27 protein-coding genes are annotated in these 26750 nt (G+C 52.2%); 4 read left to right on the top strand and 23 right to left on the bottom strand.

What is annotated here, in order from left to right; translation table 11 throughout:
* Positions 1-3 precede the first annotated feature (3 nt).
* The 9 genes from bshC to LBW89_RS08370 form a co-directional block, all read right to left on the bottom strand.
* Positions 4-1641, bottom strand: a complete 1638-nt coding sequence (gene bshC, locus LBW89_RS08410; RefSeq protein ID WP_225038946.1) for a bacillithiol biosynthesis cysteine-adding enzyme BshC — start codon at positions 1639-1641, stop codon at positions 4-6.
* A 144-nt stretch (positions 1642-1785) separates the two neighbouring features.
* Entirely contained in the window at positions 1786-2727 is a 942-nt protein-coding gene (locus LBW89_RS08405; RefSeq protein WP_148451588.1) for an ABC transporter ATP-binding protein, read from the bottom strand.
* Positions 2724-3719: an ABC transporter ATP-binding protein gene (locus LBW89_RS08400; protein ID WP_148451587.1), complete on the bottom strand. Its 996-nt coding sequence runs from the start codon at positions 3717-3719 to the stop codon at positions 2724-2726. Before LBW89_RS08400 ends, LBW89_RS08405 begins: the two co-directional genes overlap by 4 nt.
* Positions 3720-3730: 11 nt before the next feature.
* Positions 3731-4693 carry an ABC transporter permease gene (locus LBW89_RS08395; RefSeq protein ID WP_148451586.1) on the bottom strand — a complete coding sequence of 321 codons (963 nt, stop codon included), beginning with the start codon at positions 4691-4693 and terminating at the stop codon, positions 3731-3733.
* 2 nt (positions 4694-4695) lie between these two features.
* A complete protein-coding gene (locus LBW89_RS08390) occupies positions 4696-5628 on the bottom strand; it encodes an ABC transporter permease (RefSeq protein ID WP_148451585.1) in 933 nt (310 codons plus the stop codon).
* A gap of 204 nt (positions 5629-5832) precedes the next feature.
* Positions 5833-7539, bottom strand: a complete 1707-nt coding sequence (locus LBW89_RS08385) for a peptide ABC transporter substrate-binding protein (protein ID WP_213506134.1) — start codon at positions 7537-7539, stop codon at positions 5833-5835.
* Positions 7540-7760: 221 nt separating this feature from the next.
* The gene (locus tag LBW89_RS08380; RefSeq protein ID WP_148451583.1) at positions 7761-8144 is read right to left on the bottom strand and encodes a DUF3397 domain-containing protein; all 384 of its coding nucleotides are present in this window, start codon (positions 8142-8144) and stop codon (positions 7761-7763) included.
* Between the two features lie 73 nt (positions 8145-8217).
* A complete protein-coding gene (locus tag LBW89_RS08375; RefSeq protein WP_225038945.1) occupies positions 8218-9213 on the bottom strand; it encodes a ketopantoate reductase family protein in 996 nt (331 codons plus the stop codon).
* Between the two features lie 118 nt (positions 9214-9331).
* Positions 9332-9985 (bottom strand): RsfA family transcriptional regulator, encoded by a 654-nt coding sequence (locus LBW89_RS08370; RefSeq protein ID WP_148451581.1) that lies wholly within the window; start codon positions 9983-9985, stop codon positions 9332-9334.
* Between the two features lie 338 nt (positions 9986-10323).
* Between LBW89_RS08370 and LBW89_RS08365 the strand changes: the two genes are divergently transcribed.
* Positions 10324-10560, top strand: coding sequence for a DUF2626 family protein (locus LBW89_RS08365; protein WP_148451580.1), 237 nt, complete (start codon positions 10324-10326; stop codon positions 10558-10560).
* A gap of 145 nt (positions 10561-10705) precedes the next feature.
* The gene (locus tag LBW89_RS08360) at positions 10706-11782 is read left to right on the top strand and encodes a coiled-coil domain-containing protein (protein WP_213506137.1); all 1077 of its coding nucleotides are present in this window, start codon (positions 10706-10708) and stop codon (positions 11780-11782) included.
* Here the strand turns inward: LBW89_RS08360 and LBW89_RS08355 are convergent.
* Both LBW89_RS08355 and LBW89_RS08350 read right to left on the bottom strand, forming a co-directional pair.
* The gene (locus LBW89_RS08355) at positions 11777-13036 is read right to left on the bottom strand and encodes an extracellular solute-binding protein (protein ID WP_225038944.1); all 1260 of its coding nucleotides are present in this window, start codon (positions 13034-13036) and stop codon (positions 11777-11779) included. The two genes, LBW89_RS08360 and LBW89_RS08355, sit on opposite strands and share 6 nt — an antisense overlap.
* Positions 13037-13200: 164 nt before the next feature.
* Positions 13201-14532, bottom strand: a complete 1332-nt coding sequence (locus LBW89_RS08350; RefSeq protein ID WP_148451577.1) for a PhoH family protein — start codon at positions 14530-14532, stop codon at positions 13201-13203.
* Between the two features lie 119 nt (positions 14533-14651).
* Here LBW89_RS08350 and LBW89_RS08345 point away from each other — a divergent pair, with 119 nt between their 5' ends.
* Positions 14652-15302 carry a YhcN/YlaJ family sporulation lipoprotein gene (locus LBW89_RS08345; protein ID WP_148451576.1) on the top strand — a complete coding sequence of 217 codons (651 nt, stop codon included), beginning with the start codon at positions 14652-14654 and terminating at the stop codon, positions 15300-15302.
* Positions 15303-15345: 43 nt separating this feature from the next.
* Here LBW89_RS08345 and LBW89_RS08340 read toward each other — a convergent pair whose 3' ends face one another.
* From LBW89_RS08340 to LBW89_RS08315, 6 genes are all read right to left on the bottom strand, one after another.
* Positions 15346-15798, bottom strand: coding sequence for a pyridoxamine 5'-phosphate oxidase family protein (locus tag LBW89_RS08340; protein ID WP_148452642.1), 453 nt, complete (start codon positions 15796-15798; stop codon positions 15346-15348).
* A gap of 75 nt (positions 15799-15873) precedes the next feature.
* A complete protein-coding gene (locus LBW89_RS08335) occupies positions 15874-16959 on the bottom strand; it encodes an LCP family protein (RefSeq protein WP_148451575.1) in 1086 nt (361 codons plus the stop codon).
* Between the two features lie 82 nt (positions 16960-17041).
* Entirely contained in the window at positions 17042-17365 is a 324-nt protein-coding gene (locus LBW89_RS08330) for a YlaH-like family protein (protein ID WP_148451574.1), read from the bottom strand.
* Between the two features lie 50 nt (positions 17366-17415).
* Positions 17416-19257, bottom strand: coding sequence for a translational GTPase TypA (gene typA / locus LBW89_RS08325; RefSeq protein WP_148451573.1), 1842 nt, complete (start codon positions 19255-19257; stop codon positions 17416-17418).
* A 164-nt stretch (positions 19258-19421) separates the two neighbouring features.
* Positions 19422-20093 (bottom strand): hypothetical protein, encoded by a 672-nt coding sequence (locus tag LBW89_RS08320; RefSeq protein ID WP_225038943.1) that lies wholly within the window; start codon positions 20091-20093, stop codon positions 19422-19424.
* Positions 20077-20736 carry a TerC family protein gene (locus LBW89_RS08315; RefSeq protein WP_148451572.1) on the bottom strand — a complete coding sequence of 220 codons (660 nt, stop codon included), beginning with the start codon at positions 20734-20736 and terminating at the stop codon, positions 20077-20079. The genes LBW89_RS08320 and LBW89_RS08315 overlap by 17 nt, the downstream gene beginning before the upstream one ends.
* Before the next feature lie 138 nt (positions 20737-20874).
* Here LBW89_RS08315 and LBW89_RS08310 point away from each other — a divergent pair, with 138 nt between their 5' ends.
* Positions 20875-21579 (top strand): TerC family protein, encoded by a 705-nt coding sequence (locus tag LBW89_RS08310; protein WP_148451571.1) that lies wholly within the window; start codon positions 20875-20877, stop codon positions 21577-21579.
* Positions 21580-21676: 97 nt separating this feature from the next.
* Here LBW89_RS08310 and thiI read toward each other — a convergent pair whose 3' ends face one another.
* The 6 genes from thiI to LBW89_RS08280 form a co-directional block, all read right to left on the bottom strand.
* Entirely contained in the window at positions 21677-22915 is a 1239-nt protein-coding gene (thiI, locus tag LBW89_RS08305) for a tRNA uracil 4-sulfurtransferase ThiI (RefSeq protein WP_148452638.1), read from the bottom strand.
* A complete protein-coding gene (locus tag LBW89_RS08300) occupies positions 22915-24069 on the bottom strand; it encodes a cysteine desulfurase family protein (protein ID WP_148451570.1) in 1155 nt (384 codons plus the stop codon). Before LBW89_RS08300 ends, thiI begins: the two co-directional genes overlap by 1 nt.
* A gap of 122 nt (positions 24070-24191) precedes the next feature.
* Positions 24192-24938, bottom strand: a complete 747-nt coding sequence (locus LBW89_RS08295; protein ID WP_148451569.1) for a lytic transglycosylase domain-containing protein — start codon at positions 24936-24938, stop codon at positions 24192-24194.
* 155 nt (positions 24939-25093) lie between these two features.
* The gene (locus LBW89_RS27885) at positions 25094-25516 is read right to left on the bottom strand and encodes a hypothetical protein (protein WP_373317700.1); all 423 of its coding nucleotides are present in this window, start codon (positions 25514-25516) and stop codon (positions 25094-25096) included.
* 265 nt (positions 25517-25781) lie between these two features.
* On the bottom strand, positions 25782-26009 hold the full coding sequence (locus LBW89_RS08285; RefSeq protein WP_148451568.1) for a DUF1540 domain-containing protein: 228 nt from the start codon (positions 26007-26009) through the stop codon (positions 25782-25784).
* 127 nt (positions 26010-26136) lie between these two features.
* On the bottom strand, positions 26137-26631 hold the full coding sequence (locus tag LBW89_RS08280; RefSeq protein ID WP_148451567.1) for a YpuI family protein: 495 nt from the start codon (positions 26629-26631) through the stop codon (positions 26137-26139).
* Between the last annotated feature and the right edge of the window lie 119 nt (positions 26632-26750).

Here is a 26750-nt window from a genome sequence, read left to right as displayed (position 1 = left end):
CTCCTACAAGTATATGATCCGGTGACTTCCCGTTACATCATAAGGAATTCCCGTCAAACCGTCAATCCAGTCGGCCCCATAGCGGTTCAGGTAATAAAATATGTTATAAACCCGTTCTTGCGGTTTTCCCAGGGGGAACAGGGACAGCTCGATACGATCGAAATGGCGAAGTCCCGCTTCATTGGATTTCTCCAGAGCATCTTTCGCTTTACCGCGTAAATATTCGATCTGGTCGACGATTTTATCGCGGTTGGCGCCTCCCAGCTTGACCAGTCCCGCCTGAATCGTGCCCAGCTGTTCAATCAGAGGATCATACATCGCCGTAAAGGCGGCTTTGATCTCTTCAAACCGGTCTCCGACGTTTAGCGAATCTTGCCCGGCGAGCCAAGCTTCCCGCTTGAGTCGCAGCGCGTCCCGGTCCGCCACGTCCTTCCACTGTAGCCCGTACTTCTCCATATGCTTTTGCAGGGTCCCTTCCATCACGGTAAAAGATTCCCGCGGCAGCAAGATCGGCATCTGCAGATCAAATTTCCGGAATGCCAGCCGCGTCAAGGCCCAATAGGCGATTTCCCCCGGACCAAGGACCGCGCCTAATACGGGCAAAAGCGAATCCTGCATCAGCGGACGGGTCAGCACATTGTTGCTGAAGCGTTCCGGGTGGGCGCGAAGCTCCCCGATCAGCTCTTCCTGCGAGAAGGCCACTTTCCCCTTGCGATCGCCGAACTTGCCTTCCTGCTTATACAAAAGCAATCTTTCTCCTTCGTGTATGTAGAAAAGATTTGCTCCGCCTTCCCGGACGTCCGCCTGAAGTGTGTACCCAACCTCCTTGATCAACCTTGAATTCTCCAAGTACGCTTCTTCAAGCTCATCATTTCGGGCGATCATCGCTTCAAACACGGGGGCTTCCAGCCGCCGCAATGCGGGATCCGCGGAATCGAGCAGGACCAATCCGTACTTGCCGAACCAATGCCCCATCAACTTCGCAAAACATTCGGACAAGGTGGCGGATGAAGCGGCGCACGTCCGGAACAACTCCATTAATCCGGGGCGAAATTCGGTCTCCGGCAGGAGCCGCTCCAGTTCGCCCGCCGCTTGTTCCCATACTTCCGGCGACAATTCCGTCCAGCTCACCGGTTTGCCTTGCTCATGGCCGTCGGCGATGCGCACCCGGCTGACCTCCAGGCTGGCCGACAAGACGTACGTATGATTGACTTCGTCCCAATCATGATCCTCGCCGGCAATCCAGAACACCGGCACGACGGGCCGCTCCAGCTTCCGCGAAGCTTCCCGGGCCGCCTTGATAATCGTTACGGCTTTATAAATAACCAGCAGCGGGCCGGTGAACAGACCGCTTTGCTGTCCGCCGACGATCACCGCAGTTCCGGGCTGAGCCAAAAGCTCAAGGTTTGCCGCAACCGCGTCCTCCGGATTGTGAAGGCGATTGTATTCCCGAAGCCGGGATACCAACGCCTCCCGTCCGACACGCACTCCTTCGTTTTGATCGAGCCAATCGAGCCGTTCCTTCCAGCTCCGTTCCTCCTGGGGGTCATACTCATAAAACGAGCTGACCCGGGTATAATCCTGAATGAGCGCATCCGCGAGCGGTTGTCCCGCCGGCAGCGGCTCTTGCACGATATTCATCAGGGATCGATCCTCCTGTTCTTTTCTCACGAGCTTTAAACTTCTTAGCTTCTTATAAAATATAGCATAACCCCGAGACATTCGCTAAGCCAAAAAAAGCCCCGCACCGGCATACGGTGCAGGGCAAGGGAGCAGAGGCTCCGATTATCCTTTTTTCGGCATGGATACCCAATGGCCTTTGGAAACTTCGACCAACTCCGAGTTTTCCAGGTCAAAAGCGCCGCCGGCGGCGGAGTCGTCCTTCGCCGATGTAATCGGTCCGTTGCCGTTGTCCTCCAGCAAAATCCGTTTCTTGTTGGCCTCCACTTCCGGATCCGGAATCGGGATGGCCGACAGCAACGTTTTGGTGTAAGGATGAAGCGGGTTGGCGTACAATTCTTCACTTTCCGCCAATTCCACGATCCGACCCAGATACATAACCGCAACGCGGTCGCTGATATGTTTGACCATCGACAGGTCATGCGCGATAAAGAGGTAAGTCAAGCCAAGGCGATCTTGCAGCTCTTTCAGCAGGTTGACCACCTGCGCTTGAATCGAAACGTCAAGTGCCGAAATCGGCTCGTCGCAAATAATAAATTTCGGATTTACCGCTAGTGCGCGGGCGATCCCGATCCGTTGGCGTTGACCGCCGGAGAACTCATGCGGGTAACGCGTGGCGTGGTCCGGGTTCAAGCCTACCATATCCAGCAGCTCTTCCACCCGTTTCTTCCGCTCGGCCCGGGAGCCCGCCATGCCGTGAATGTCCAGCGCTTCACCGATAATATCGGTAACCGTGAAGCGTGGATTCAGCGACGCGTACGGATCCTGGAAAATCATCTGCATGTCGCGCCGCATCGCTTTCATTTTACGAGGGGACAACTGGTTAATATCCACCCCGTTGAAGCGAACGCTGCCGGCGGTCGGCTCGTACAGACGGAGGATCGTCCGTCCGGCGGTAGACTTCCCGCAGCCCGATTCGCCGACGAGACCCAAGGTCTCGCCTTCCGCGATCGAGAAACTGATATCGTTGACGGCTTTAAGCACATTGCCGCCGCCAACGTTGAAATATTTCTTGAGGCCCTCGACCTCGATCAGGTTCTTACTCATGACGACTGTCCCTCCTTGGCCATCGGGTGAAGATCCCAGCAACGCGCCATGTGCGTGTCGCTGAATACCGTTGCGCCCGGATCGATGCGTTCGCAGATCTTCATGGCATGCTCGCACCGTGCGGCGAACGGACAGCCGATCGGCGGCTTGATCAAGTCCGGCGGCGTCCCGATGATCGGGATCAGAGGCTCGCCCTTCTTCTGGTCAAGGCGTGGCATCGATCTAAGCAGCCCTTTGGTGTAAGGGTGCTGAGGGTTTTTGAAAATTTCCCACTTCGTTCCGGTTTCGACGACTTCCCCGGCGTACATGACGATGACCCGGTCACACATCCCCGCAACCACACCAAGGTCATGCGTGATCAAGATGATCGACGTACCCAGACGTTCTTGCATTTCTTTCATGACGTCCATAATTTGCGCCTGAATCGTTACGTCAAGCGCCGTTGTCGGTTCGTCGGCAATAAGCAGGGAAGGCCGGCATGCCAAAGCGATAGCGATCATCGCGCGCTGACGCATCCCTCCGGAAAATTCGTGCGGATATTGATTAAAGCGGGCTTCCGCATTTTTGATGCCTACGAGCTTCAGCATCTCAATGGCTTCTTTCTTCGCTTCCGCCGCTGACATTTTCTGATGTTTGATAAGCACTTCGGTAATTTGTTTGCCTACCTTAATCGTAGGGTTCAAAGAGGTCATCGGATCCTGGAATATCATACCGATATCTTTACCGCGAATGGCTTCCATTTGTTTGTCGCTTTTTTGCAAAAGGTTCTGTCCCTGGAACAGAATTTCACCTTGCTTGATAATGGACGGAGGGGACGGGATCAGACGCATGATCGTTTGGGCGGTGACGCTTTTGCCGCTGCCCGATTCACCGACGATCGCAACCGTTTCCCCCTTGCCTACTTCGAAGTTCATGCCGCGTACGGCTTTCACTTCTCCGCCTTTTACTTGGAAGGAGACATGCAAATCTTTGATTTGTAAAATCGGCTCCATCACTCCACCTCCTATTTCTTCAGTTTTGGATCCAGCGCGTCGCGAAGGCCGTCGCCGAAAATGTTAAACGCCAGCATCGTCAAGCTGATGACAGCCGCCGGGAACAGCATGCGCCAAGGATAATACAGCCAGCCGGTCAAGGCATCGTTGATCATCGAACCGAGCGAAGCGATCGGAGCCTGTACACCGAGGCCGAGGAAGCTCAGAAATGCCTCCGCAAAAATCGCGTTCGGTACGGACAAGGTCACGGTAACGATGATCGGACCAACCGCATTCGGCAGCAGGTGACGGAACAGAAGGCGTCCGGAACCGGCGCCCATCGAGCGGGATGCCAGTACGAACTCCCGGCTTTTGAGCTGCATGATTTCACCGCGGACAATCCATGACATATTGATCCAGCCCGTAATGGTCAGGGCCAATATAATCGTTCCCAAACTTGGTTCCATAACGACCAGCAACAAGATCGTTACCAGCAGATAAGGAATGGAATAGATAATCTCGGAAAATTTATTCATAATTTCATCGACACGGCCGCCAAAATAACCCATAATCCCGCCATAGATTACGCCGATCAACAAGTCGATACAAGCGGCGGCCAAACCTACGATCAGGGAGATCCGCGCCCCCATCCAGGTGCGCACCCACACATCGCGGCCGAGGTCGTCGGTTCCGAACCAATGCAGGGCGGATGGTTTCTGGTTTGTATTCATCAAATCATTGGAATAATAGTTGTATCCGTGCACCCATTGGGAAATCAACGGACCGACAAGGGAGGCAATGACAATCAGCAGCAGCACGCCGAGCGCGGTCATCGCCAGCTTATTGGAACGCAGACGATACCAGGCATCCCGCCATGCGGAAATACTTTCACGCTGGATCACTTCCGCCTGCTTCTCATCCGTTCCGATTTTACGGAAATCTTCCGGCTTCAAGTCCACCGGCGTTTGCATTACTTGAATTGGATTATTATCCATCCTTACCCCTCCTTCCCTTTGCTAAGTTTGATTCTAGGATCAACAAAAATATAAGCAATGTCGGTAAGGAAACGGGCCAGCATCAGCAGGATTCCGTAGAAGATCGTAATCCCCATAATAACCGGATAATCACGGACACCGATCGCTTCGACGAATTGTTTGCCGATCCCGCCGATCCCGAAAATCTGTTCAATGACGACCGAACCGGTGACGATATTCGCGGTCATCGGTCCAAGATAGGTGACGACCGGCATAATTCCGTTACGAATGACATGCCGGAACAAAATGGCAAACCAGTTCAGTCCCTTCGCTTTCGCCGTCTTGATGTAATCCGCATGGAGTACTTCGAGCATGCTTGAACGAGTCAAGCGGGCGATAAAGGCGATCGGCTGCGCCGTCAGAGCGGCTACGGGAAGAATGTAATACATCGGTCCCTTGAAGCCCATCGTAGGCAGCCAGTGCAGCTTCGAAGCAAAAATAAACTGCAGTAGCGAGGCCACGACAAAGCTGGGAACCGCGATGCCCAGCACCGCTAACACCATCGCCACATTGTCGATCAATTTGCGATGATACAGCGCTGCCAGCATTCCGAGCAGTACCCCTACGATCACCGCAACCACAATGGCCACAACGCCCAATTTAAGAGAAGCGGAAAACGTTTGCCCGATGATGTCGGAGACGTCCTGATTAATTTTCTTCATGGAAATTCCGAAATCGCCTTGCACTACATCCCCTAAATATTTCAAATACTGCTGATAAACGGGCTTATCCAGTCCATATTGTTCATACAAATTCGCTAGAATCGCAGGCGGCACCTTTTTCTCTGAAGTAAAGGGATCGCCTGGAATGGCTTTCATCAGAAAGAAGGTGGCGGAGATCAAAATGAACAATGAGACCAACATGTAAAAAAACTTATTGGCAATATAACGCACCATGCCCGTTAGCACCTCCTCATGATAAAATTCGACATAAACCGATTTTAGGTTAAATCCGGAACTTTGTCTATTCAATATAATTCCCATAACCTCACAAAGCTTGGAAGCAACCCGTTGCACACAAAAAAAACGGGATATATATGGAATACCCACATATATATCCCGATGCAGCTATGCAATTCTTTAATGCGCTAAACTAACAAATTAATGTTCAGTCAAATAAGCGCGGGTATAGTCAATGGCGCCGCTGAAGTCAAGTACTACGCCTTTCAGCCATGTTTTCTCAAGCGCTACGTTGGTATAATAGTAAACCGGCATCAGGATCATGTTGTCCTTGATCAAAATCTCTTCAGCCTTTTTGAAATCTTCGTTACGTTTTGCGTTGTCGCTCGAAGTTTTGGCGTCTTGAACGAGTTTGTCATAATCCGCGTTCTTAAACCCGGTAGTGTTGTTACCACTGTTGGACGTCCACATATCGATGAAAGTCATCGGATCGTTGTAATCCGCGCTCCAACCGGCACGTGCGATTTGGTAGTTCAGGTTTTGACGGTTCTCGATGAATACGGCCCATTCTTGGTTTTCGGTTTTCACGTCTACACCAAGGTTTTTCTTCCACATATCAGCTACAGCCAAAGCGAGTTTCTTATGTGCTTCGCTGGAGTTGTAAATCAGCGTGATATCAGGCAGCTTCGTATAGCCTTCTTCTTTCATGCCTTCTTCAAGCAATTTCTTAGCTTCTTCTACGTTTTCTGTAAAGAAACCTGCGTCTGGGTTTTCCGTACGGAATTCATCTTTCACGCCTTTAATACCTGGTGGTACATAACCGAATGCAGGAATTTGTCCGCCCAGCGTAATTTTGTCAACGATATCCTGACGGTTGATCGCCATGGCAAACGCCTTGCGGATTTTTACATTATCGAACGGCTTGGCCGTTACGTTGAATTCATAGTAATACGTACTTGCAATCCCTTTAACTTTAAACTCGTCTTTGAGTTGGTCTTTAACGATAGGAATTTGGTCGGTCGGGATTTCACCGTTCGGATGACCCGCACGATCCAACTCGTCGTTTCTATAGCTGGCAAGCTCGGTAGCGCCGCTGTTTACGAGCGACATGGTGATTTTGCTCAGCTTGATTTGGTCTTTACCCCAATAGTTTTCGTTCTTCGTTACTTCGATCGTTTGGCCCTTCGTCCAGTTGGTCAACGTGAACGCGCCGTTAACGATCATTTTGCTTTGGTCAACCGCCCATTTCGGATCGTCCTTCACGGATGGGTGAACCGGATAGAAGGTGTAGAAAGAAGTCAGACCTACAAAGTATGGAGTCGGAGCGATCAATTCCACTTCCAGCGTATAATCGTCAAGCGCTTTTACGCCGACTTGGCTGAAGTCTTTGATTTTTCCTTCATTATATTCTTGCCCGTTCTTCAGGTAGTACAATTGATAAGCATAAGGAGCTGCCGGTTGAGTGTTCGGGCTGAGGACGCGTTCCCAGGCGAAAACGAAATCGCTCGCTTTAACCGGGTCGCCATTGCTCCACTTGGCATCTTTGCGAAGGTGGAAGGTGATTTTATTGCCGTCGGCTTCCCACTTCTCGGCTGCAGCCGGTTGAGGCTCGCCGGACTCATCCATACGAGTCAAGCCTTCGTACATCGTTTTCAGTACCGTGTTGGCTTGGCTGTCTTGCGCTTGAGCCGGGTCAAAAGTCGGCGGTTCTGCACTCAGGTTGATTCTAAGCGTTTGATCCGCGGCCAACTTCTCTTCACCGCTGTTCGCAGCTTTTTCGCCGCTGTTGGAAGATGTGTTGCCACCGTTTGATGCGCCTTTGTTCCCATTCGATCCGCATGCCGCAAGCAGCGTGCCAACCGCAAGAACGAGCGTCAAAAGGAGCAAAAGACTTTTACTCTTCTTCATCTTGCAGTTCCCCCTTAAAATTGTGGTATATGTTTTTAGATTATACAACCAGCGGTCAAAAAAATCCAACAAAAATTTTCAATTATTTGATCAAAAATTAATATAATCGAGCTTTTTCTTAACAAAATAGTCCAATATACAATATTGACTTTTCATTTTGTTTACAATTAACCTCGGATGTTAATCTTTTATGTAGATTTTTGTATACTCATTAGCTTCGCCTACTGTGCCGTAATATATGTAAAAATGCTAATGAGGAATAACAAGACATAGGCCAGGCCGGTACCCGCAAAAGTTAGTCTCCAAACCGCTCGCATCAACCTGCGGACATCGACCTTCCCCTTCATCCGGTTTTGCGCTCCGCCGATCAGCCCCACGGCGATCAGCAAAATCAGCAGAATAAGATAGAAACCGAATTTGGAACCGAAGACATTGTTGAACAAGGCGGAAACCGATAGAATCAGAAATACCGTGGTGACATCCATCGCCAACTTGATTGCCGTCTTCTTGTCTTTCTTCATATATATGGCGACGAAATACACGAGCAGGAAAGGAATGAACGGCAAAACCGAAAGGGCCCCGACAGACGAGAGTATTATACTCAATAGTTCCACCTCCCCAGCATGATTGAAATTGCAAAAACGACTCGCTTGGTCAAATGCTATTATTTTATACGATTCAGGCAGGGTGGAGCGCCCTCACCAGACGCCAGACGGTTTCATGTCCTGGAGCCGAAACCTTGGCCGCGTTGGCCATTTCAACCAAACGTCCATTAATATAATCCACTTCCGTCACCTCGCCTTGCAGCACGTCCTTCAACATGGACGAAGTATTCCCCGCTGTCGAGCGGCAAACGCTTTCGACCCGAGCGTAAGGGTCCGGGTCACAGGGAATCCCGTGGGCAAGGTAAATTTGCATCGTCTCGCGGCATAACTGTTCCAGCAACTGCCGGCGATTTTCACTGAGGAGCAAGTCCCCGTTCGGCACCCTCAACAAGGCCGTTAAAGGATTGATCGCGGCATTGATCAACAGCTTCCCGTAAATCTCCGTATCGATGTCATTCGACAAAATGGCTTGAAATCCTGCCTGCGTCAGTTTTTTTGCTAAACTTTCAGCGGTTTTTAAGTTAGGTTCGCCCGGAGAAATTCGATTCGCCCTGCCTTTTTCGCTCAAAACCGCTGCCGGATCCGCCGTCAAAGGGTACCCTATTTTTGTGAGCCCCGTCGCGGAGCGGACCACCCGGTTTTTATCGGCCAGCTTGGCCCCTTCCGTGGTGATGGCCGCATATACCGGATTCCCTGGGAAAGCGCCGCGTACCTTTTCCACATGCCCGATCCCGTTTTGAAAACATAAAATCCCGGTTCCGGGACCGGCCAGCTTCATCGTTTGCTGTAAAAGCGGCCGTTCAATGTGACGCTGTTTCGTCATTAAAAAGAGCCAGTCCGTATTCTCTCCATCAGACTCCGTTGGCGCATAATCGATAGGGCACGCCGTAAAACTGCCCGGCTTAAGCTCCATGGTCCCATCCCGTTGTTCTATGCAAAAACCGCCACCGTTCAAAAGCTCGGATTGCTCGGGAGTTCTTGTCCAAAATCGGACCCGTTCCCCCGCGTGAACCAGCATTCCCCCAAACAGCAAGCCGAGCGCTCCGGCGCCAATAATTTCGATCTTCATAAGAAGCACTCTCCTTCCCGCCCTGCCTCCGCTTTATTCCTACTTCTTTTATACCAGACCTTCGCCTCGCCCGAAAAGACAAAAATCCCGCCTAATCGGCAGGATTTTGTTTTTTTTATTATTCGATACGCTCCAGATTTCCGTTCGCATCCATTTTAAAGCGGGTTTTCGCTTCTTCTTCCTCTTCATTCAGGAAAGCCAAGCGGCGGGCCCGATCCATAATTTGAATTAAAGCTTTGTAGTCGTCATTCACGACGCGGTAATCGGTCTGAACTTCGCTCACCTGCGCAGACAGCTGCTCGTTCTCTTCTCTCAGTCTGGCAAGCTCCTCTTCTTTCTCGCGCAGCTCTTTCTCCAAATTTTTCACGTGCCGGTTCGTCTCCTGGATCGAATTCTTCCAACCGCGCAAAAAACGGATGACGGCATCGATCGAGATCGTTTCTTCGGTAGCCCCATCGCTCCGGTAAGTCCCTTCTTCCAACTCGGCCGGTGCCAACGATGAAATGGCCGGATTGCCTGCGAGCGCCCCTTGCTTTTTCATGTAGTTTCGTTTTTGGCGTTGAGCTTTGGCGATACTGATCGCCGCTTCGTATTTTTTCCGGACGCAGCTGTTCCACCGGAAACCGCAAGCCGCCGCCGTTCTACCGATGCGTTCCCCCACTTCCTCAAATGCCGTCAACTGGGTGCTGCCTTCCCGAATATGGCGCAGAGTCACTTCCGCCAAGATCAAATCATCCTCAGCGCTCCACGCGTCTTGTCTCACTGCTGTCATGCTATAAAAACCTCCTAACGACATCCTAATATACCGTTCCCGCCGGAAAATCGGCAGGCTGCTGGTAAAATATTTCTTACTCCATTTCTATGCCTCTCATAGAGTTCATAGAATCTATTTGATACTAAAATGTATTTCCAAAACATCCCTCGTCCATACCTCACCGCGAAACAAAAGAAATTTACAAATGCAAATTCAGATCGGATCAATAATAAAGATCACAAGTCAAGTCTACAAACGGTAAATTTAGTGACTTTTCGTTTACACTTATATGACTTGCGGGTATAATGAGGTATAGAATTCAGAAGACGTGTATACATAGGAAAGGGGGATTTCTCTTGGCACGCATGTTCCGCGTCCTTGGCTTCTTCACACTCGCCATCGGACTTATGGCTTTTGCCGGCGACCTGATCGAAATGGCTTTGCTTTTTTTCATGCAAACGGCATTTTTCGTGTTGTTCGGTTACCTGAAATTCACGGAAAGAACCTATATCCTGCTGTTCTGGGGATATATGATCGTGGCCTTTACCGGTTTCAGCTACTGGACCATTTTCCAAATGGGACTTCCGTTGTAAGCAATCCCCTTGGCTTTATAACTCAAAGGCGATCCGGCCGCTGGCCGGACCGCCTTTTTTCATTTGTACAAAACTAATAACCCACTCCTATTCGCCGAACTGGTATCATATATATGAGGTAATTCAACATAGGGAGAGAAAACCATTGAACAGACGAACCACGGCGCTATACCTTTCGATTTTGCTTGCGTCCGTCCTCCTGCTCCCGGTCAAGACCTCCGCCGCTCCGATGTCCGCCGAGGAGTTGAAGGTGCTCCAAGAGAGTCTTTCCATCGTGGAGCTTGATCGGGAAATTACGCGAATCGAGGAAGAACAGCGTCAAACGGAACAAACCATTCGGGAGCTGGAGCGGCAGTTGTCCAATAAGGACGAAGAGATCAAGGACAGCCGGGAACAGGCGGGCCGAAGACTTGCCGCTTATTATATGGGGGAACGTGAAAGTCTGCTGTCCGCCTTGTTATCGGCCAACAGTCTCAAGGACTTTTTGTCGATGCTGGATTATTATCAGCTTATTGCCGAAAGAGACCATTATATCCTGAACAAATACAAGACGGAATACGCCGCCATAGAGAAGACCAAACGCAAATTGGACCGCTTGTCCGGGGAGCTCGGCTCGATGAAAGAAAGCCTTGTGAAGCAGCGCACCCGGGTAGCGGCCCTGCAGCAGAGCGTTGACGGGTCCCTGGACGCGAGCGCGGACCCCGAGAAACTAAAAGCGATGATTGAAGAGCTGACCGTTTATTGGCAAAATGTCGGACTTTATGAGATACGGCGATATTTTAAAGAGCTGTCCGCGGCTATGGCGGAATTTCCGGACTTTTTGCAGGAACACCGGGAGAGCCTTGCCTCCGACAACGGCGGATATGTATTGACCGTCCAGGAGAAGGATCTGAATGATTTCCTCCATTCCCGCAGCGACCTGTTGAAGAATATGGCCTTCGTGTTTGAAGATGAACGCATTATCGCCGAAGGGCGCAGGGAAGGCCTGGAACTGAAAGTGGAAGGAACCTACACGGTGGAGCAGGAACCGCAAAATTCGATCACCTTCCATGTCAGCAGGATTATTTTTAACGGACTGGAGCTTCCGGATACGACCCGTACTGAGCTTGAGAATGATTTTGACCTTGGTTTTTATCCCAAAAAAATCGTCCCTTTTGTGGAAGCCACCGAGGCCTCCATCCAAAAAGGGACGCTGATTGTAAAATTAAAACTGGACCTATAATCCTAACGAAGACAATTCGTTCAAGTAAGCCTGCAATCCTAGGCCGCCTTTAAGAAAGGCGGCGGTGATCGAAGCGTATTTGTCCATGTTCCCTGGAATTTCGGTGCCTGCGGGCACTGGAGTTCCTTTTCCATTCATAAGGGACGGAGGAATCCCGCCCGGTACGCCGCCGTGCTCCGCCTGTTGGTACAATATTTTGTGAACCGGCAAATTTCCGGTCAACTCAAACCATTGACGCTGCTGAACCTGGGTCGTCATAGCCGAGATCCACCGCCCCGCGGCTTCCCCGTTCCCCGTTCTCGCAGTTACCGCGTAACTCCGTCCCGTAATCCACATTTCCCCGGAAATAGCCCGGTCCGGAAAGACGATTTGAAGGCCGGGGCTATGGTGCCGGTGAGCCTCGCTCCATTGGACCAAGCCGAACACCGCTTTCCCGGCGGACAGTTGGCTCCACACGTTTTGACCGGCAGTATCGCTTCCGGAAGGCAGCAAATAAGGACGCAGCGCATCCAGCCGTTTGACCGCTTCCCCGGTTTCTTTGGTCAACTTAAACACGGAGGAGGCACCGCCCGATCCGGTTTTGCCCGAAAGCTGCATCGTTAACGATAGCGCCGCGTAAGGATCTCCGTAGTCGAAAGTGATAAGAAAAGACGGCGAGGTCCGGGTTTTCTGCTTAGCCAAAAGCTGCTGCCATTCTTCAGGTGACGAAGGGAGCTTCAAGTTCTCCGCCTTCAGCAGATCCTCCCGGTAAACCCACACATAAGGATCGATGTCCAGCGGGACGGCCCATGTATAGCCGTTCCACTCATTTTGCGCCAAGGAAGCGCTTAACACATCACCGGCTAAAGATCCCGGGTAATAGCTTTCGGTCGGCAGCAAATATCCGTAGGAAGCCAACCGGCGCACCCACGTATTGTTGAGGAGCAGTACGTCCGGAGATTCCCCGAGCTCCAACTTCTGCCGAATCGCCTCTAAATCGTGGTCCGCTTTAAGGTTGGTTAATTCGACCTGCATCCCTGTCTCATCCATCACTTTTTGATTCAACCGCTGCAGATCGTCAAATTCGGCTTCACTCATTTGAACCGCTACCGCGATACGGCCGGGTTCCTTGTCCGCCTCCCGGTTTTGGGGAGCGACCGGTTCGGCTTCACCGCGGTCTTCCGAGTTTGTCAGCGTCGATGTCTCGCTGGGCGACAAATTTATCAAGGCGAGCAACAGGATGGCAAACAGCACCCAGTGGTTTCTACGCTTCATACCCGTTCTTCCTCTCCACAAGTTCACGCTTCATCACCTGTATACCTGGACATGAGCCTATTTTCCTCCTTATTGTAGCAAATCTTCCTGGGACTTGTCCTTACAAATGATGACAAAAAAGCCGGGTCTGCACCCGGCGATCCTATTTATTCGGCTTCTCTTTATTATAAAAGATCGGCGGCGGCCTGTGCGAGCTTGGAACGCTCCCCTTTTTCCAGAGTAATATGTCCGCCGATGCCTTGTTCCTTAAAGCGTTCCACCAGAAAAGTCAGACCGTTGCTGGCGGAGTCGAGATAAGGATGGTCGATTTGCTCCGGATCGCCCATCAGAATAATTTTGCTTCCCTCCCCTACCCGGGAAACGATCGTTTTGACTTCGTGTCTGGTTAAGTTTTGCGCTTCATCCACAATGATAAACTGCCCGGGAATCGAACGGCCCCGGATGTAGGTCAGCGCTTCGACTTGAATGCTGCCGAGACCCATGAGAATCTTCTCGATATCCCCCGATTTCTTGGTGTCGAACAGATACTCCAGATTATCGTAGATCGGCTGCATCCAGGGTCTTAATTTCTCTTCCTTTTCGCCCGGCAGATACCCGATATCTTTGCCCATCGGAACAACGGGCCGGGCGATAAGCAGTTTTTTATATTTATGATCATCCTCCACTTTCATCAGACCGGCGGCCAAAGCCAGCAACGTTTTTCCGGTCCCGGCCTTCCCCGTAATCGTCACGAGCGGAATCTCGTCGTTTAACAGCAATTCCAGCGCCATCCGTTGTTGGGCGTTGCGGGCGCTGATTCCCCAAACGGCATCCTGGCTCAGATACAAGGGCTCCAAGCGGGAAACTTCCGCATTTACGCGCAACAGTGCCGATTTTCCCGTCCCCATTTCATCTTTTAAAATGACGAATTCATGCGGATACAGGGAATAGGACAAACCGAGCCGTTCGACGGACAAATAACGATACGAGTAAAACTCGTCGATAATCGAAGGATGTACTGGAATGGTCAAGTATCCGCTATATAAATCCGAAGGCCCGGCGGTCCGGTCGGACAAATAATCCTGCGCCGTCACGCCCAGCACATCCGCCTTGATCCGGACCAGAACGTCTTTGCTGACCAGAACGACCGGGCGGGGATGGGGTTCCTCCTGCTGTTCCAAATGGTAGTTCAGCGCTACCGCCAAAATCCGGTTATCATTGGTAATTTCGACAAACATGTCTTGGACTTTGAGAAAGCTGCGGTGATTAAGCTCCACTTTTATACGGCCTCCGGAGTCCAAAAGCACGCCGTCATGGAGATGTCCTCTTTCCCGCAACCCGTCCAACAGCCTGGATACTCTCCGCGCGTTGCGGCCGATCTCTTCGGCATTTCTTTTCTTCGAATCGATCTCTTCGAGTACCACCGCCGGTATGACCACCTCATGCTCGTCAAAAGCAAAGATCGCACCCGGATCATGCAGCAAAACATTGGTATCCAGCACAAAGATCTTCTTCACGGAAATCCCCTCCAACCGGAAATCTTGCAGCCCGGATTCGCATACATACTTTTTCCCGTCCGGGAAATGTTATGGGGTAGAGGCAATCAAATTCCTTATAGAAAGGACGGGTCAGCTTAATGCGAATATGGCTGTGTTTGTTTATGACGATGTTTCTGCTTACCAGTTGTGCCACAGGTTCTAGAAATGCATCACCCTCTCCTCAGGATCAAACGCATGCGAACCAGGTTCAACGGATGCGAGGCGGCAACGAATTAGGAAACGGAATAAGAAAAAATAACGTAGACGGAACGATGTCGCAACAGGATCGCCAGGCTCATCTGGAAGAGCTCGTTAGACGTATTCCCGGCGTCCGTGGGGCCCATTGCGTGATTTTGGGCAAAACCGCGGTCGTCGGCATCGACGTTGACGCCAAGCTGGAACGGGCCCGGGTCGGAAGCATTAAATACGCGGCGGCCGAGGCGCTGCGGAAAGACCCGCACGGAGCCGGAGCGATCGTCACCGCCGATATCGATCTCAACCAGCGCATCACCGAAATCGGCAACAAAATCGCGAACGGCCAACCGGTTGCCGGATTCGCCACGGAGCTGGCGGACATTATCGGTCGGATCGTTCCGCAAATGCCGGCCGATACGCACCCCCGGGAGGGTCAAAATCAGGGCGGCACCGGGAATCGTACCGATGGCACGAACCAAACTGCCCCTGGGAATCACCCTAACGGCACCGGCAATAGAACGCAGCGGCAAATGAACATGGCACCCGGAAGATAACCGCCGGGGATGTCCAAAAGAAAAAGCCCAGCGAAAAAAATCGCTAGGCTTTTTTCATTGCGGCAAAAACCTGGTTGTCCAGCATTTCCGCCGCGCGCTGATCATAGACCTTGGCATAGGTCGGCGCGGACGCAAGCTGTGCTCCATAAAACAGCGCATTGCGAACCGCATCGATCTTCAGATCGAAGCAGCACATTTTGAAAGGGACCCCTTCAAGCGGGTCCTGCACCACTTCCGCTTTGCCGTTTATCGCATAAATCGTTTCCTCGCCAAACACCGTAACCGTAATTCTCGGATGGGCCATGATGTTGCGAACCAGCCTTGATCTGTGATCCAAGGCAAAGCGCAGGGTGGAATAATCCCGGGCGTAAATCCAGGAAATCGCGCTGGAGGTCGGTCCGCCGGTTTCTTCATCCACCGTGCTTAGAAGTACGAAAGTTTCGGATTGAAATGCGGTGTACAAGGCTTCGGACAATTGGGTAACGAGTTCGGACATCATGCCAGCCCTCCTGAAATACAAATTACTAATATCAATTGTATTATAACATTGCCGAAAACTTGCATTCAATCCTTACTCGCCCGCTTGTACCGTTCCCGATGTATCTTCCGAGGCCGCCGGCTTGGTTCCGGCAAGCTCGTCTTTCAACGCCTGCTTGGCCTTTTCAAACTCTTTCTCGCTCAGGTAAACATAAGGGCTTTTCCACCGCCCCGTAACCGGGACAAAATCCACGTTCTCCTTCGAGATGTTCCAGTAAGTGGAGATCATATTCTTCATTTGCTCGGATTCCAGGTCGGTCTCCATATTCTTGCCGACGGATTCGATGACCTTGCCTGCGCCAAGTACGCCGTTCAGCGACTTGGCCTGGTCGATCAAAGCGTGAAGCACCTCGTTTTGCCGCCGGTTCCGGTCGAAGTCGTCGGACGCTTTCGTTCTCGGTTTACAGTTCGATTTCCGATACCGTACATAACCGAGCGCATCCTCCCCGTTCAAATGCTGCGGCCCCGCCTTCAAATTAATATCGGTGCCGTCGGCTCTGTCCCGATAACACATGTTCGCATCGACATTGACATCGACGCCCCCGAGCGCGTCAACCACATCGCGGAAACCCTGGAAGTTCACCACGGTCACATAATCGATCGGCAGATCGAAATACTTCCCGATCATCGTCTTCATCTCCTGCTCCGCAGGGATGCCCGACTTCTTCTCGGCGGCCAGGAAGTTCGGGTAATAGGCATTTAACTTATCCGGCCGATAGCCGTCCAATTCAAGAAGGGTGTCCCGCGGCAGCGATACTACCGTGGCTGATTTCGTCTCCGGATTCATCGCCACCACCATCATGACGTCGCTCAGATGCGTTCCCGTCTCCTTGCGGTAATCCGTGCCGAGCAGCAGCATCGTAAGCGGTTTGACTTTGGCGGATTTTTCGGGAGCCACTGTGCCGGAGGTTCCGGTATCGTCAATCACCTTGTCCATGGTCAGATACAGATAACCGGCGTAAGCCCCCACGCCGACAACGGCGAAGATCATCAGGCTGAGAATTATTTTGAGAAACGTTTTTCCGCCCGACTTCTTCTTTTTCTTCCTGGGCTTCGAAGTTTTGGATGTGCTCTTTTGGCTCTTCCCCCGTGGGGGCAGCCCGCTGCGATCAGAACTCATGAAATATAACACCTGATTTCAAGTAAAATAGTCGTGTTAATAAGGACGATCCTCATGCTTTAAAAGTTACGTCGGTTTACGGCTACTCTTGTTTGTTAGCTGCCGTTCCTTGCCCAGATGGGGCGGCCGCCTCCTGCTTCCGCTTGCGGCGCCCTTCGACAAAGTAGCGAATCCGCACCATCAGCATCAAAACAACGGCGACAAGGAGACATTGAATAATCGGCAGCTTGTCAATCTGAAAAATCAGCAAAAGGAAAGACCCGATCGCCATCAGCACGTACAGCAGGATCTCCTTGAGTAGCGGGAGTTTCTGCCCCGTGCGAAACACTTTGTTGTACACGAAAATCACCAGGACAAAAATGAGTAGATATGAAATGACCGGATTTTGCGCGAACCAAGCCTGCAAGACGGGTCCCTCCTTCATGGTTTCATTCATGAATTACTATTTGTGATGAATTATAGATTGGCTTCCGCGTTTTTGCGGTGTTTTTCCGCACGTTCGCGCTCGCTCTTGTTCAAAATTTTCTTGCGGAGTCTGACCGATTTCGGCGTCACTTCGCAATATTCATCATCGTTCAAATATTCCAGCGCTTGTTCCAGAGAAAAGAGACGCGGCGTTTTCATTTTGACCGTCTCGTCTTTCGTCGCCGAACGCACGTTGGTCAATTGCTTCTCTTTACAAATATTGACGACGATGTCGTTATCGCGGTTATGTTCGCCGACGATCATTCCCTCATAAATCTCCGTACCCGGCTCGACAAACAAAGTTCCCCGATCCTCGATCGACAGGATGCCATACAGCGTGGAAACGCCGTTTTCGCTGGACACCAGCACGCCTTCATGTCGTCCGCCGACCTGTCCGCCCACCAACGGTCCATAGCTGTCGTACGCATGATTCATCACGCCGTAACCGCGCGTCAAGGTCAGGAAATGCGTGGTGTAGCCGATCAGACCGCGGGCGGGAATCAGGAACTCAAGCCGGACTTGTCCCGTCCCCGTATTGATCATGTTCACCATCTCCGCTTTGCGGGAGCCGAGGCTTTCCATTACGGCGCCCATGCTTTCCTCCGGTACGTCGATCAGCAGGCGTTCGATCGGTTCCATTTTGACGCCGTCGATTTCCTTAATGATAACCTCCGGCTTCGAAACCTGAAGCTCATAGCCTTCGCGGCGCATATTCTCGATCAGAATTCCGAGATGAAGCTCACCGCGGCCGGATACGATGAATGCGTCCGGGCTGTCCGTTTCATCCACGCGGAGCGAAACGTCGGTCTCCAGTTCTTTAAAGAGACGCTCGCGCAATTTCCGCGAGGTGACCCATTTGCCTTCGCGTCCCGCAAACGGGCTGTTGTTCACGAGGAAGGTCATCTGCAGGGTAGGCTCATCGATTTTCAGAACCGGCAACGCTTCCGGCTGGTTCGGGTCCGCGATCGTTTCCCCGATGTTGATGTCCTTGATTCCCGCGATCGCCACGATATCGCCGGCGCCCGCTTCCTCGATCTCCACCCGCTTCAACCCTTGGAATCCGAACAGCTTCTCGATTCTCGCCATTTTCTTGCCGCCTTCGCGGGTCATCACCGCCACGCTCTGGCCTTGACGAATGACCCCCCGGTTGACGCGGCCGATGGCGATCCGGCCCAGGTATTCGTTATAATCCATCAGCGTCACCAGGAACTGCAGCGGTTCATCCACTTTCTCGGTCGGCGCCGGGATATGTTCGACAATCGTCTCATACAAAGCGAGCATGTTCTCGTCCTGCTTCTCCGGATCCAGACTGGAGGTTCCGTTGAGTGCGGAAGCATAGACAACCGGGAATTCCAGCTGCTCATCATTGGCTTCGAGTTCAATGAACAAATCGAGAACCTCGTCGATCACTTCCGCCGGGCGAGCGGCCGGACGGTCGATTTTGTTGACGACCACGATCGGAGTCAGTTGATGCTCCAGCGCTTTGCGTAGCACGAACTTCGTCTGCGGCATACAGCCTTCGTACGCGTCGACAACGAGCAGCACGCCGTCGACCATCTTCATGATCCGCTCCACCTCGCCGCCAAAATCGGCGTGTCCCGGGGTGTCCACGATGTTGATCAAATAATCTTTATACGTGATGGCGGTGTTCTTCGCCAAAATCGTAATCCCGCGTTCCCGCTCAAGATCGTTGGAATCCATCGCGCGTTCTTGAACGGCTTCGTTCTCCCGATAAATGCCGGATTGCTGGAGCAGCTTGTCGACAAGCGTCGTTTTGCCGTGGTCGACGTGGGCAATAATCGCAATGTTGCGAATGTTTTTTCTTTCATGCATGGGTTTTCTCCAAATCCTTTCATCTCTGTTTACTTATTCCATAAAGCTTGGATTAGCTTGATTCACCACAAAACAAGCGTCGGATAATTCACATCACCGACGCTTGGACATATCCCTTATATTATACGCAAAATCATGAAAATTTCAAGAACTTCTCTGCGGTATTACCAATTGCGCCGGGTTTTGCCACGGGCGGCGATCAGCCAGGTTCCGACGGCGATCAAGACGATGGCCACCACATAGATCAGCGCCAGCGAGAACAGTGTAAATCCGAAGCAGATGACGGACACGGCCGCTAAGATGACGGCTGCGAGCAAAACGCCGCTTTGACGCATTTTGGAGAAATACTCATATTCATAGAGCCCGACCGCAATGCCGAGAATCAGTCCGGGCCAAGTGTACTTGAACGTATGCCAACCCCAGAAATTCGCAATGAAGAACAGAATACTGTAAACGACCAGTATTCCACCCGGCAGAAGCAGTTCGGAAGGCCCTTTCCGCCAAAAATGCCACAGATGAAAAATAATCCCCGGGACCAGCAGAATCAAAGGCCAAAGCGCCTTGCCCAAAAAGCTGAACACCCCGAGCTTTCCCAGCAGGATGACGATACCTGCGGCCAAAATCAGTATTCCCGTCGTGAGTTTGTTGTTATCGGACATCCCATCACACACCTTCCAGATGACAATGAAGGACAGGCCGCAGCAAATGTCGACTTCCTTCTCATTCCAGTTTATCACGAACAAAGCAAAAAAAACCACTCCGCCGCGCGGCGACGGAATGATTTTTTGCAGGCCGCCCGTCTGGACGACACATTTTGAATTACCCGCGATTGGCATTATATTTATGGGCCCAGCCGAACATAATAACGAGCGCGGCCAGCACAAACGGCAACAGATGCGCCAACGACGGCACGATCGTTTCAAGCAGGGCTCCCAGCTTGGGATCGTTAAGGAGCATTTCTCCAGCCGTATATCCCAAAATTCCCGCACCGGCGTAGGTCAGAATCGGCAAGCGCTGCAGCCATTCGGCAATCAGGTTGCTTCCCCAAACTACGATCGGAATGCTGATGCCGATACCGATCACCAGGATCGCCAGATCTCCCTCGGCAATCGCCGCGATGGCAAGAACATTGTCCAGGCTCATGATAAAATCGGCGGCCAAAATCGTTTGTACCGCACGCCATAACGTCCGAGCTTCCTTCACCCGGGTGTCCTCCGCATGCGGCATAAGAAGCTTAAATGCGATTCCGGCAAGCATCAGCCCCCCGGCCGCTTGGATGAAAGGAATCCGCAATATAATAACGGCGATCCAGGTTAGGAGACAACGCAGCAGCACCGCGCCGAGAGCTCCCCACCAGACCGCCTGCTTACGCTGCGCCGGCGGCAGGTCTTTGCTGGCCATGGCAATGACCAGCGCATTATCCCCGCTGAGCACCAGATTGATAATCAAAATCTCGGAAAGCAGAAGCAACTGTTCCACAAGACATCCCCCCTCTAAACATGTATGTCCCAAGGGGGCAAGCTATGCTGAACTTTTGTCGGCAATAAAAAATCTGGACAAATGAATCCTTTTGGTTAAATAATTCGTATATACGTGTGTAGAGGAAGTGACTTTTAAGTGGAATTATTCAGTCCAGCATTTTTTCTCGCTCTGGTCAACATCATATTCATCGATTTGATCCTGGCCGGAGACAACGCCATCGTCATCGGTATGGCGGCCCGTAAACTTCCGAAAAGCGTGCAGAAGAAGGCGATTCTATACGGTACCGGCGGTGCCGTTGTGCTTCGTATTCTGGCTACGCTGATCGTGGTATGGCTTTTGCAAATTCCGTGGCTTTTGGCGGTCGGCGGCCTTATGCTCATATTCATCGCGTACAAAGTGCTCGCCGATGACGGCGACCACGATTCCATCGAAGCCAAGGATTCGCTTTGGCCCGCCGTCCGTACGATCGTCATCGCCGACGCGGCGATGGGGCTCGATAATGTGATTGCCGTCGCCGGAGCATCCGGCCAACATATGATTCTCGTGGTGATCGGCTTGCTGATCAGCGTTCCGATCGTCATTTGGGGAAGCACCCTGTTTATCAAACTGTTGACCTTGTTTCCGTGGATCGCCTACGTTGGCGCCGGCGTTCTCGCGTACACCGCATCCCACATGATTACCGAAGAGCCGCATTTCCTGCACTTTTTTGAGGACAACCCTCTGCTGCGGTACCTGTTTATTGCCCTGGTCGTCGCTGGCGTTCTGTTGGCCGGCTATCTGAAGAAACAGAAGCAGCGCGGAGAGAAGAAGAAAGCCAAGTCTCACCCGGCAACCCGATAAGTAGCTGTCGGAAAAGAAAATCGCTCCCGAAGCCGAATCTAAATAAGTTGAACTAAAGAGTTCATCTTATATAGAAGGCTTCCGGGAGCTATTTTTTTTAGAACCATTTGTCGGGAACCGCGGCTCCCTCTTCTTGGTCGGACCTCCGCTTCACCTCTTCATGCGGCCGGATGACCAGCGTTTCCGTGCCCTTCACGGCAGCCTCCACCTGCTCGGCGAGCTCCGTTAGTCCCGCTTCGATCTTCTCCACAATCCGCAGATTCGGATTCGTCGAAGGGGACTTGGGAACGAAGAGGGTGCAGCAGTCTTCATACGGCAAAATCGACAGGTCATACGTCCCGATTTTTTTCGCCGTTTGTATGATATCCTCTTTGTCGTTCATCACCAGCGGACGAAGCAGCGGCAGATCGGTAGCCCGCCCGATGACATTCATGCTGGGCAGCGTTTGGCTGGCCACCTGGCCCAGACTGTCCCCCGTGACGAGCGCCAGCGCGCCGCTTTGTTCGGCGAGCCTGGTGGCGATCCGAAGCATGGATCTTCGCATCAGCGTGATGATCAAATTATCCTGCCCGGTTCTGGCCAGCGACGTTTGAATTTCCGTAAACGGAACGAGATGCAATTTGACCTGGCCGGCATACCGGGACAATACTTTCGCCAACTCGATCACTTTTTCCTCCGCTCTCTTGCTCGTAAACGGATAGCTGTGAAAATGCACGCATTCGATCTCAAGCCCGCGGCGCATCGCGGACCATCCCGCGACCGGGCTGTCGATCCCTCCGGAAAGCAGCAGCATCGCCTTGCCGTTGGTTCCCAGCGGGAAGCCGCCGGCTCCCGGAATCACTTCGGAGAAAATATAAGCCCCCTGCTCGCGAATCTCCACGCGCAGCTCCACTTCCGGGTGATGGACATCCACCTTAAGCTGCGGGGACGCCTGAAGGACAGGTCCCCCGATCAGCCGGTTCATTTCCTGCGACCCGTAAGGGAACGGCTTCCAGACACGCCGGGCGTTCACTTTGAACGGAATGGCCCGATCGGCGGGAAGCTCCCTCACAAAATCCTTTGCAGCAGCTATGATTTCCTCCAGCCGGGGAGGAGCGATCTTGACCGGGCTGATGGAGGTTACGCCAAATACCTGCTTCAGGGCTTCAATAATCTCCCTGGCCGGTTCCCCGTTTAACAGGACATAGATCCGGCCGAATTCCCTTAAAATTTCCACCGCGGGATACGGACGCAGCAAAGATTTTATATGCATCAGCGCCGCTTTTTCGAAGCGCATGCGGTTTTTTCCTTTTAGCGTTATTTCTCCGAAACGGAGCAATAGCATATCGTATGCGATCATGTTAGGTTCTCTCCCTTTAAATGACGGACCCGGCCTACCGCTTTGTTCAGCGCGGCAATCAGGTCCTGAATATCCGATTCGGTATGCTCGTCGCCCAGGCTGATCCGAATGCCCGAAAGGCAGATGTCCGGCAATTTCCCCATGGCCTGAAGGACCCGGCTCGGTTCGGCTTTCCTCGACGAGCATGCGGATTTCGTGGACACGAGAAAGCCCTCCTCTTCCAGCATATGCAGCAAAGCCTCCGCTTTCATGCCGGGATAGGAAAAATGCACGATGTGGGGCGCTCCCTCCGGGACCGAATTCAGCTTGAGCTCGGGTAGCCGCGAAATCCCCTCCATCAACGTGGCCCGCAAAAGCTTCAGCCTCTCCGATACCGTCTTTTCCGCTTCCTTCGCCATCCGAACCGCCTTGGCCATGCCGACGATATAAGGGATGTTCTCCGTCCCCGGACGAAGCCCCCCTTCCTGCCCTCCCCCCGTCAGCAGCGGGAAGAGCGAAACGTCTTCGCGGACATAAAGAAGGCCGATTCCCTTCGGCCCTCTTATTTTGTGCGCGGACAGACTATATAAATCAATGCCGCTCTCCTTAAGGTATAATGGCACCTTGCCGAATCCCTGAACGCCATCCACATGAAAAAGCACCCGGGGATACTTCTTCTTCAGCATTCTGCCGATTTCAGCGACCGGCTGCACGCACCCCGTCTCATTATTGACATGCATGACGGAAACCAGAACCGTATCCGTTCTGACGGCTTGCGCCACCTGCTCCTCCGTTACTTCCCCCGCCGCGTCCACTTCAAGGTAGGTTACCTCCCAGCCTTGCCGCTCCAGCTGCTTGAAGGATTCAAACACCGAGGGATGCTCCGTCATCGTCGTAATCAAGTGCTTTCCCCGGGTTATCCACTGTAGAGCGGCGCCTTTAACCGCTATGTTATTGCTTTCGGTCGCCCCGGAAGTAAACACGATCTCCCCGGCATGTACGCCCAAAGCCTCCGCGCAGACCTCTCTCGCCTTTTGCAGCAAACGCGCGCTGTCCTCGCCATATCGATGCAAAGAGGACGGATTTCCGTAATGGGCGGACATTACCTCGGTGATCGTATGGATGACCTCCTTATAGGGAGGCGTCGTTGCGGCGTTATCGAAATATTTCATGTGTCTATCCCCCCTGAAGCATGTCCCAAAGTTAAAAAGACCAAAAGGAAAAACGCATTTCCGGTTCCCGCGTTCTTCCTTCTGATCTTCTTTAGATAAGCCCGCTAAAAAAGACAAGCGGATTAAACTTCATATTTCGATCGGGCGGCCGCGATTTTGCCGATATAATTCTGCGTCTCCCGGGGAAGGAGATGCAGCTTGTCCATCAGCTCCGCGTCATTGGAAATTCCCAGTCTCTGCAGTCTCCCCGGCCCTGCGTTATACGCGGCCAGCGCCGTATTCTCGTTTCCGCCGAAGCGCTTGATTTGATTGGCCAAGTACCGCGTTCCCCCATCGATGTTCTGGACAGGGTCAAACGGATCACTGACGCCAAGCCCGGCGGCGGTTCCGTCCATCAACTGCATTAGTCCTTTGGCCCCTGCGGAAGAAACGGCTTTCGGGTTGAAAGAAGACTCCGTCTCGATCACCGCCTTGATCAAGCTTTCGGATACGCCGTACCTCCGGCTGGCCATGGCGATCAATTCGTCCAGATCCCCGACCGGTCGCGAGGTTCGATCCCCGGAGGACACCGAAGCCGGCTCGGCTGGTCCCATAACCTGCTCCACAGCCTGACTTCCGCTTCCAGGCAGCGTTTGCCAGAGCATTCCATCATAGCTGTCCCCATAAGCCAGAGCGGAAGCCGTCAAGCTTCCGGAGGCATCCTTCAGGGAGGACTCTCCCTCGGCCATCATCATCTCTTGCAGCAATATGTCAAACAAGGAGCCCTGGCTGTCCACCGTGGTTCCCTTTACCGAATTCCCCTGTAAATCCAACTCGCTTCTCGTTTGAAGCTGAATCAATTGTCCCATAGTCCGCGGATCGATTTGCATGTAACTAAACTCCTCTTCTACGATCAAAAGGTATTATGCCATATATTTTACACGGGAACCCGCCGCTTGACCACCTATTTTATCGGAATTTGCAAAAATTTCCCGAATCCCGAAAAGGCCGGCGTCTCTCGACGTCAGCCTTAACCGGAGCAAGTTTAGCGGGTAAACGGAATAAGAACGAAATAGCTCAATGTCGAAACAATCCCGAGCCCGATCGCCCAGGCCCCCGAGGTTTTATTACCCTGGCTGTAAGCGTAAAAGCCCATTACGGCAGCCAGCGGGCCCAAGATGATGGACCACATGAACAAGGAGGCGATCCCGAGCCCGACGCCCACATAACCTACGGTTTTGCCCGCCCCGGCCGTATCGGCCTGGGAGCGGTTTGCGGTTCCGACGCCCTTACCTTCCGTACGTTCCGACAACGTTTCGCGGTTCGCGGCGGTTCTCAGGGGCGCGACCTCGACGGCATACTCTTCTGTGTGTGTTTTTCTAGGATAATCCACACGTTGTTTTGAGGTTCCGACACCGTTACCTTTCGAACGTTCCGACAGGGTTTCGTGGTTCGCGGCGGTTCTCAGGGGCGCGACCTCGACGGCATACTCTTCCTTGTGCGTTTTTTTAGGATAATCCACACGTTGTTTTGAGGTTCCGACACCGTTATCTTTCGAACGTTCCGACAAGGTTTCGTGGTCCGCGGCGGTTCTCAATGGCGCAACCTCGACGGCATACTCTTCCTTGTTGGTTTTTCTGGGGAAATCCACACGCTTCTTTGTGGAAACGGAGCTTTTCCGCTTATCCTTAATTCGATCAGTCATCACAGCACCTCCTAAAATTAGGTAGCTCTTAAGATGATTTCGGCTTAAAGGTGTGACAGCAAGTTGCCGAGGACGAGGCGGCTTTGTCCCGATGATCGGTGTCGAAGGCTTCTCCGGCAAACTCGGCATCGTAATGAGCGCCGGCGTGCTGATCGATATCGATCATAATTAAATCCGCTTTACAAACGTTTTGTTCACCCCAGTAAGAACAATTGGACACGCTGCATTTAACAATGGGTTTATCCCCGTTTGGCATTATGATCACCTCACACTTCATTTTCCCCGGGTACAGGTTGGTCTATGCGGATCCCTGCCTGTTAAAATGCAACAAAAAAAGATGCCACAATCGGCATCTCTCGGCATCTTGGATAATGGTTTTGGAGTTATTTGCTCCGCATCCGGAGCTGTGTCAGATAATCGCTCTCATAGTACGTTAATTCATCGCGCAGTTCCTCGTATACTTTGGAGATCTCCATAATAACGTCCCGGGCCGCGCGTACCGGTTTCTTGCGGAATCGAATCGCGTCTTGACCGGTATAGGCATACCGCCCATCTTCGGAATAACTTTCATTTTTAGGATAAAAAAAGGCGTTGACACAATCGTGATAAACACGATAAAGCGTTTTTTCGGCGGATTCCGGATCAAACGTTCCCCGCCGCAGCACGATCCCCAGCTTCTCCTGCCACACCTCCGAGAAAACAAGCAAATGACGAAGATCGGCTAAAAACCCCCGATAAAAATGGACGGTTTCTTCATCCTGCCCCTCCGCCAGCTGTGGCAACGTCGTATGGTTTAGGAAGGTTTCCATTTGGCCGATTGCCGATTTCAATTGTTCTCTCGCTCTCGCGCATAGTTGCTGGATATTGGTTTGTGACATGGTTCCCATACTCCCTCTCCCCTGAGCCGTCAGGTATCGGCGCTTTATAGTTTGTCCCCGGAATCATCGTAACATAAAATCGATGAAAGCGGTATCCTTCCGCCAGGACCGAAGGAATA

Source organism: Paenibacillus sp. alder61, assembly GCF_020179875.1.
Taxonomy (GTDB): Bacteria; Bacillota; Bacilli; order Paenibacillales; family Paenibacillaceae; genus Fontibacillus; species Fontibacillus faecis.
This window is presented reverse-complemented; position numbering and strand designations above follow the sequence as displayed.

What these genes read in the sequence shown, in the direction of transcription:
- typA (WP_148451573.1), bottom strand. Translation starts at nt 19,257, where the DNA reads ATGCATGAAAGAAAAAACATTCGCAACATTGCGATTATTGCCCACGTC.
- LBW89_RS08395 (WP_148451586.1), bottom strand. Translation starts at nt 4,693, where the DNA reads ATGGATAATAATCCAATTCAAGTAATGCAAACGCCGGTGGACTTGAAG.
- LBW89_RS08300 (WP_148451570.1), bottom strand. Translation starts at nt 24,069, where the DNA reads ATGAAATATTTCGATAACGCCGCAACGACGCCTCCCTATAAGGAGGTC.
- LBW89_RS08390 (WP_148451585.1), bottom strand. Translation starts at nt 5,628, where the DNA reads ATGGTGCGTTATATTGCCAATAAGTTTTTTTACATGTTGGTCTCATTG.
- LBW89_RS08405 (WP_148451588.1), bottom strand. Translation starts at nt 2,727, where the DNA reads ATGAGTAAGAACCTGATCGAGGTCGAGGGCCTCAAGAAATATTTCAAC.
- LBW89_RS08375 (WP_225038945.1), bottom strand. Translation starts at nt 9,213, where the DNA reads ATGAAGATCGAAATTATTGGCGCCGGAGCGCTCGGCTTGCTGTTTGGG.
- LBW89_RS08370 (WP_148451581.1), bottom strand. Translation starts at nt 9,985, where the DNA reads ATGACAGCAGTGAGACAAGACGCGTGGAGCGCTGAGGATGATTTGATC.
- LBW89_RS08280 (WP_148451567.1), bottom strand. Translation starts at nt 26,631, where the DNA reads ATGTCACAAACCAATATCCAGCAACTATGCGCGAGAGCGAGAGAACAA.
- LBW89_RS08335 (WP_148451575.1), bottom strand. Translation starts at nt 16,959, where the DNA reads ATGAGTTCTGATCGCAGCGGGCTGCCCCCACGGGGGAAGAGCCAAAAG.
- LBW89_RS08355 (WP_225038944.1), bottom strand. Translation starts at nt 13,036, where the DNA reads ATGAAGCGTAGAAACCACTGGGTGCTGTTTGCCATCCTGTTGCTCGCC.
- LBW89_RS08285 (WP_148451568.1), bottom strand. Translation starts at nt 26,009, where the DNA reads ATGCCAAACGGGGATAAACCCATTGTTAAATGCAGCGTGTCCAATTGT.
- LBW89_RS08320 (WP_225038943.1), bottom strand. Translation starts at nt 20,093, where the DNA reads ATGCCAATCGCGGGTAATTCAAAATGTGTCGTCCAGACGGGCGGCCTG.
- LBW89_RS08400 (WP_148451587.1), bottom strand. Translation starts at nt 3,719, where the DNA reads ATGGAGCCGATTTTACAAATCAAAGATTTGCATGTCTCCTTCCAAGTA.
- LBW89_RS08340 (WP_148452642.1), bottom strand. Translation starts at nt 15,798, where the DNA reads ATGTCCGAACTCGTTACCCAATTGTCCGAAGCCTTGTACACCGCATTT.
- LBW89_RS08385 (WP_213506134.1), bottom strand. Translation starts at nt 7,539, where the DNA reads ATGAAGAAGAGTAAAAGTCTTTTGCTCCTTTTGACGCTCGTTCTTGCG.
- LBW89_RS08295 (WP_148451569.1), bottom strand. Translation starts at nt 24,938, where the DNA reads ATGCAAATCGATCCGCGGACTATGGGACAATTGATTCAGCTTCAAACG.
- bshC (WP_225038946.1), bottom strand. Translation starts at nt 1,641, where the DNA reads ATGAATATCGTGCAAGAGCCGCTGCCGGCGGGACAACCGCTCGCGGAT.
- LBW89_RS08345 (WP_148451576.1), top strand. Translation starts at nt 14,652, where the DNA reads ATGCGAATATGGCTGTGTTTGTTTATGACGATGTTTCTGCTTACCAGT.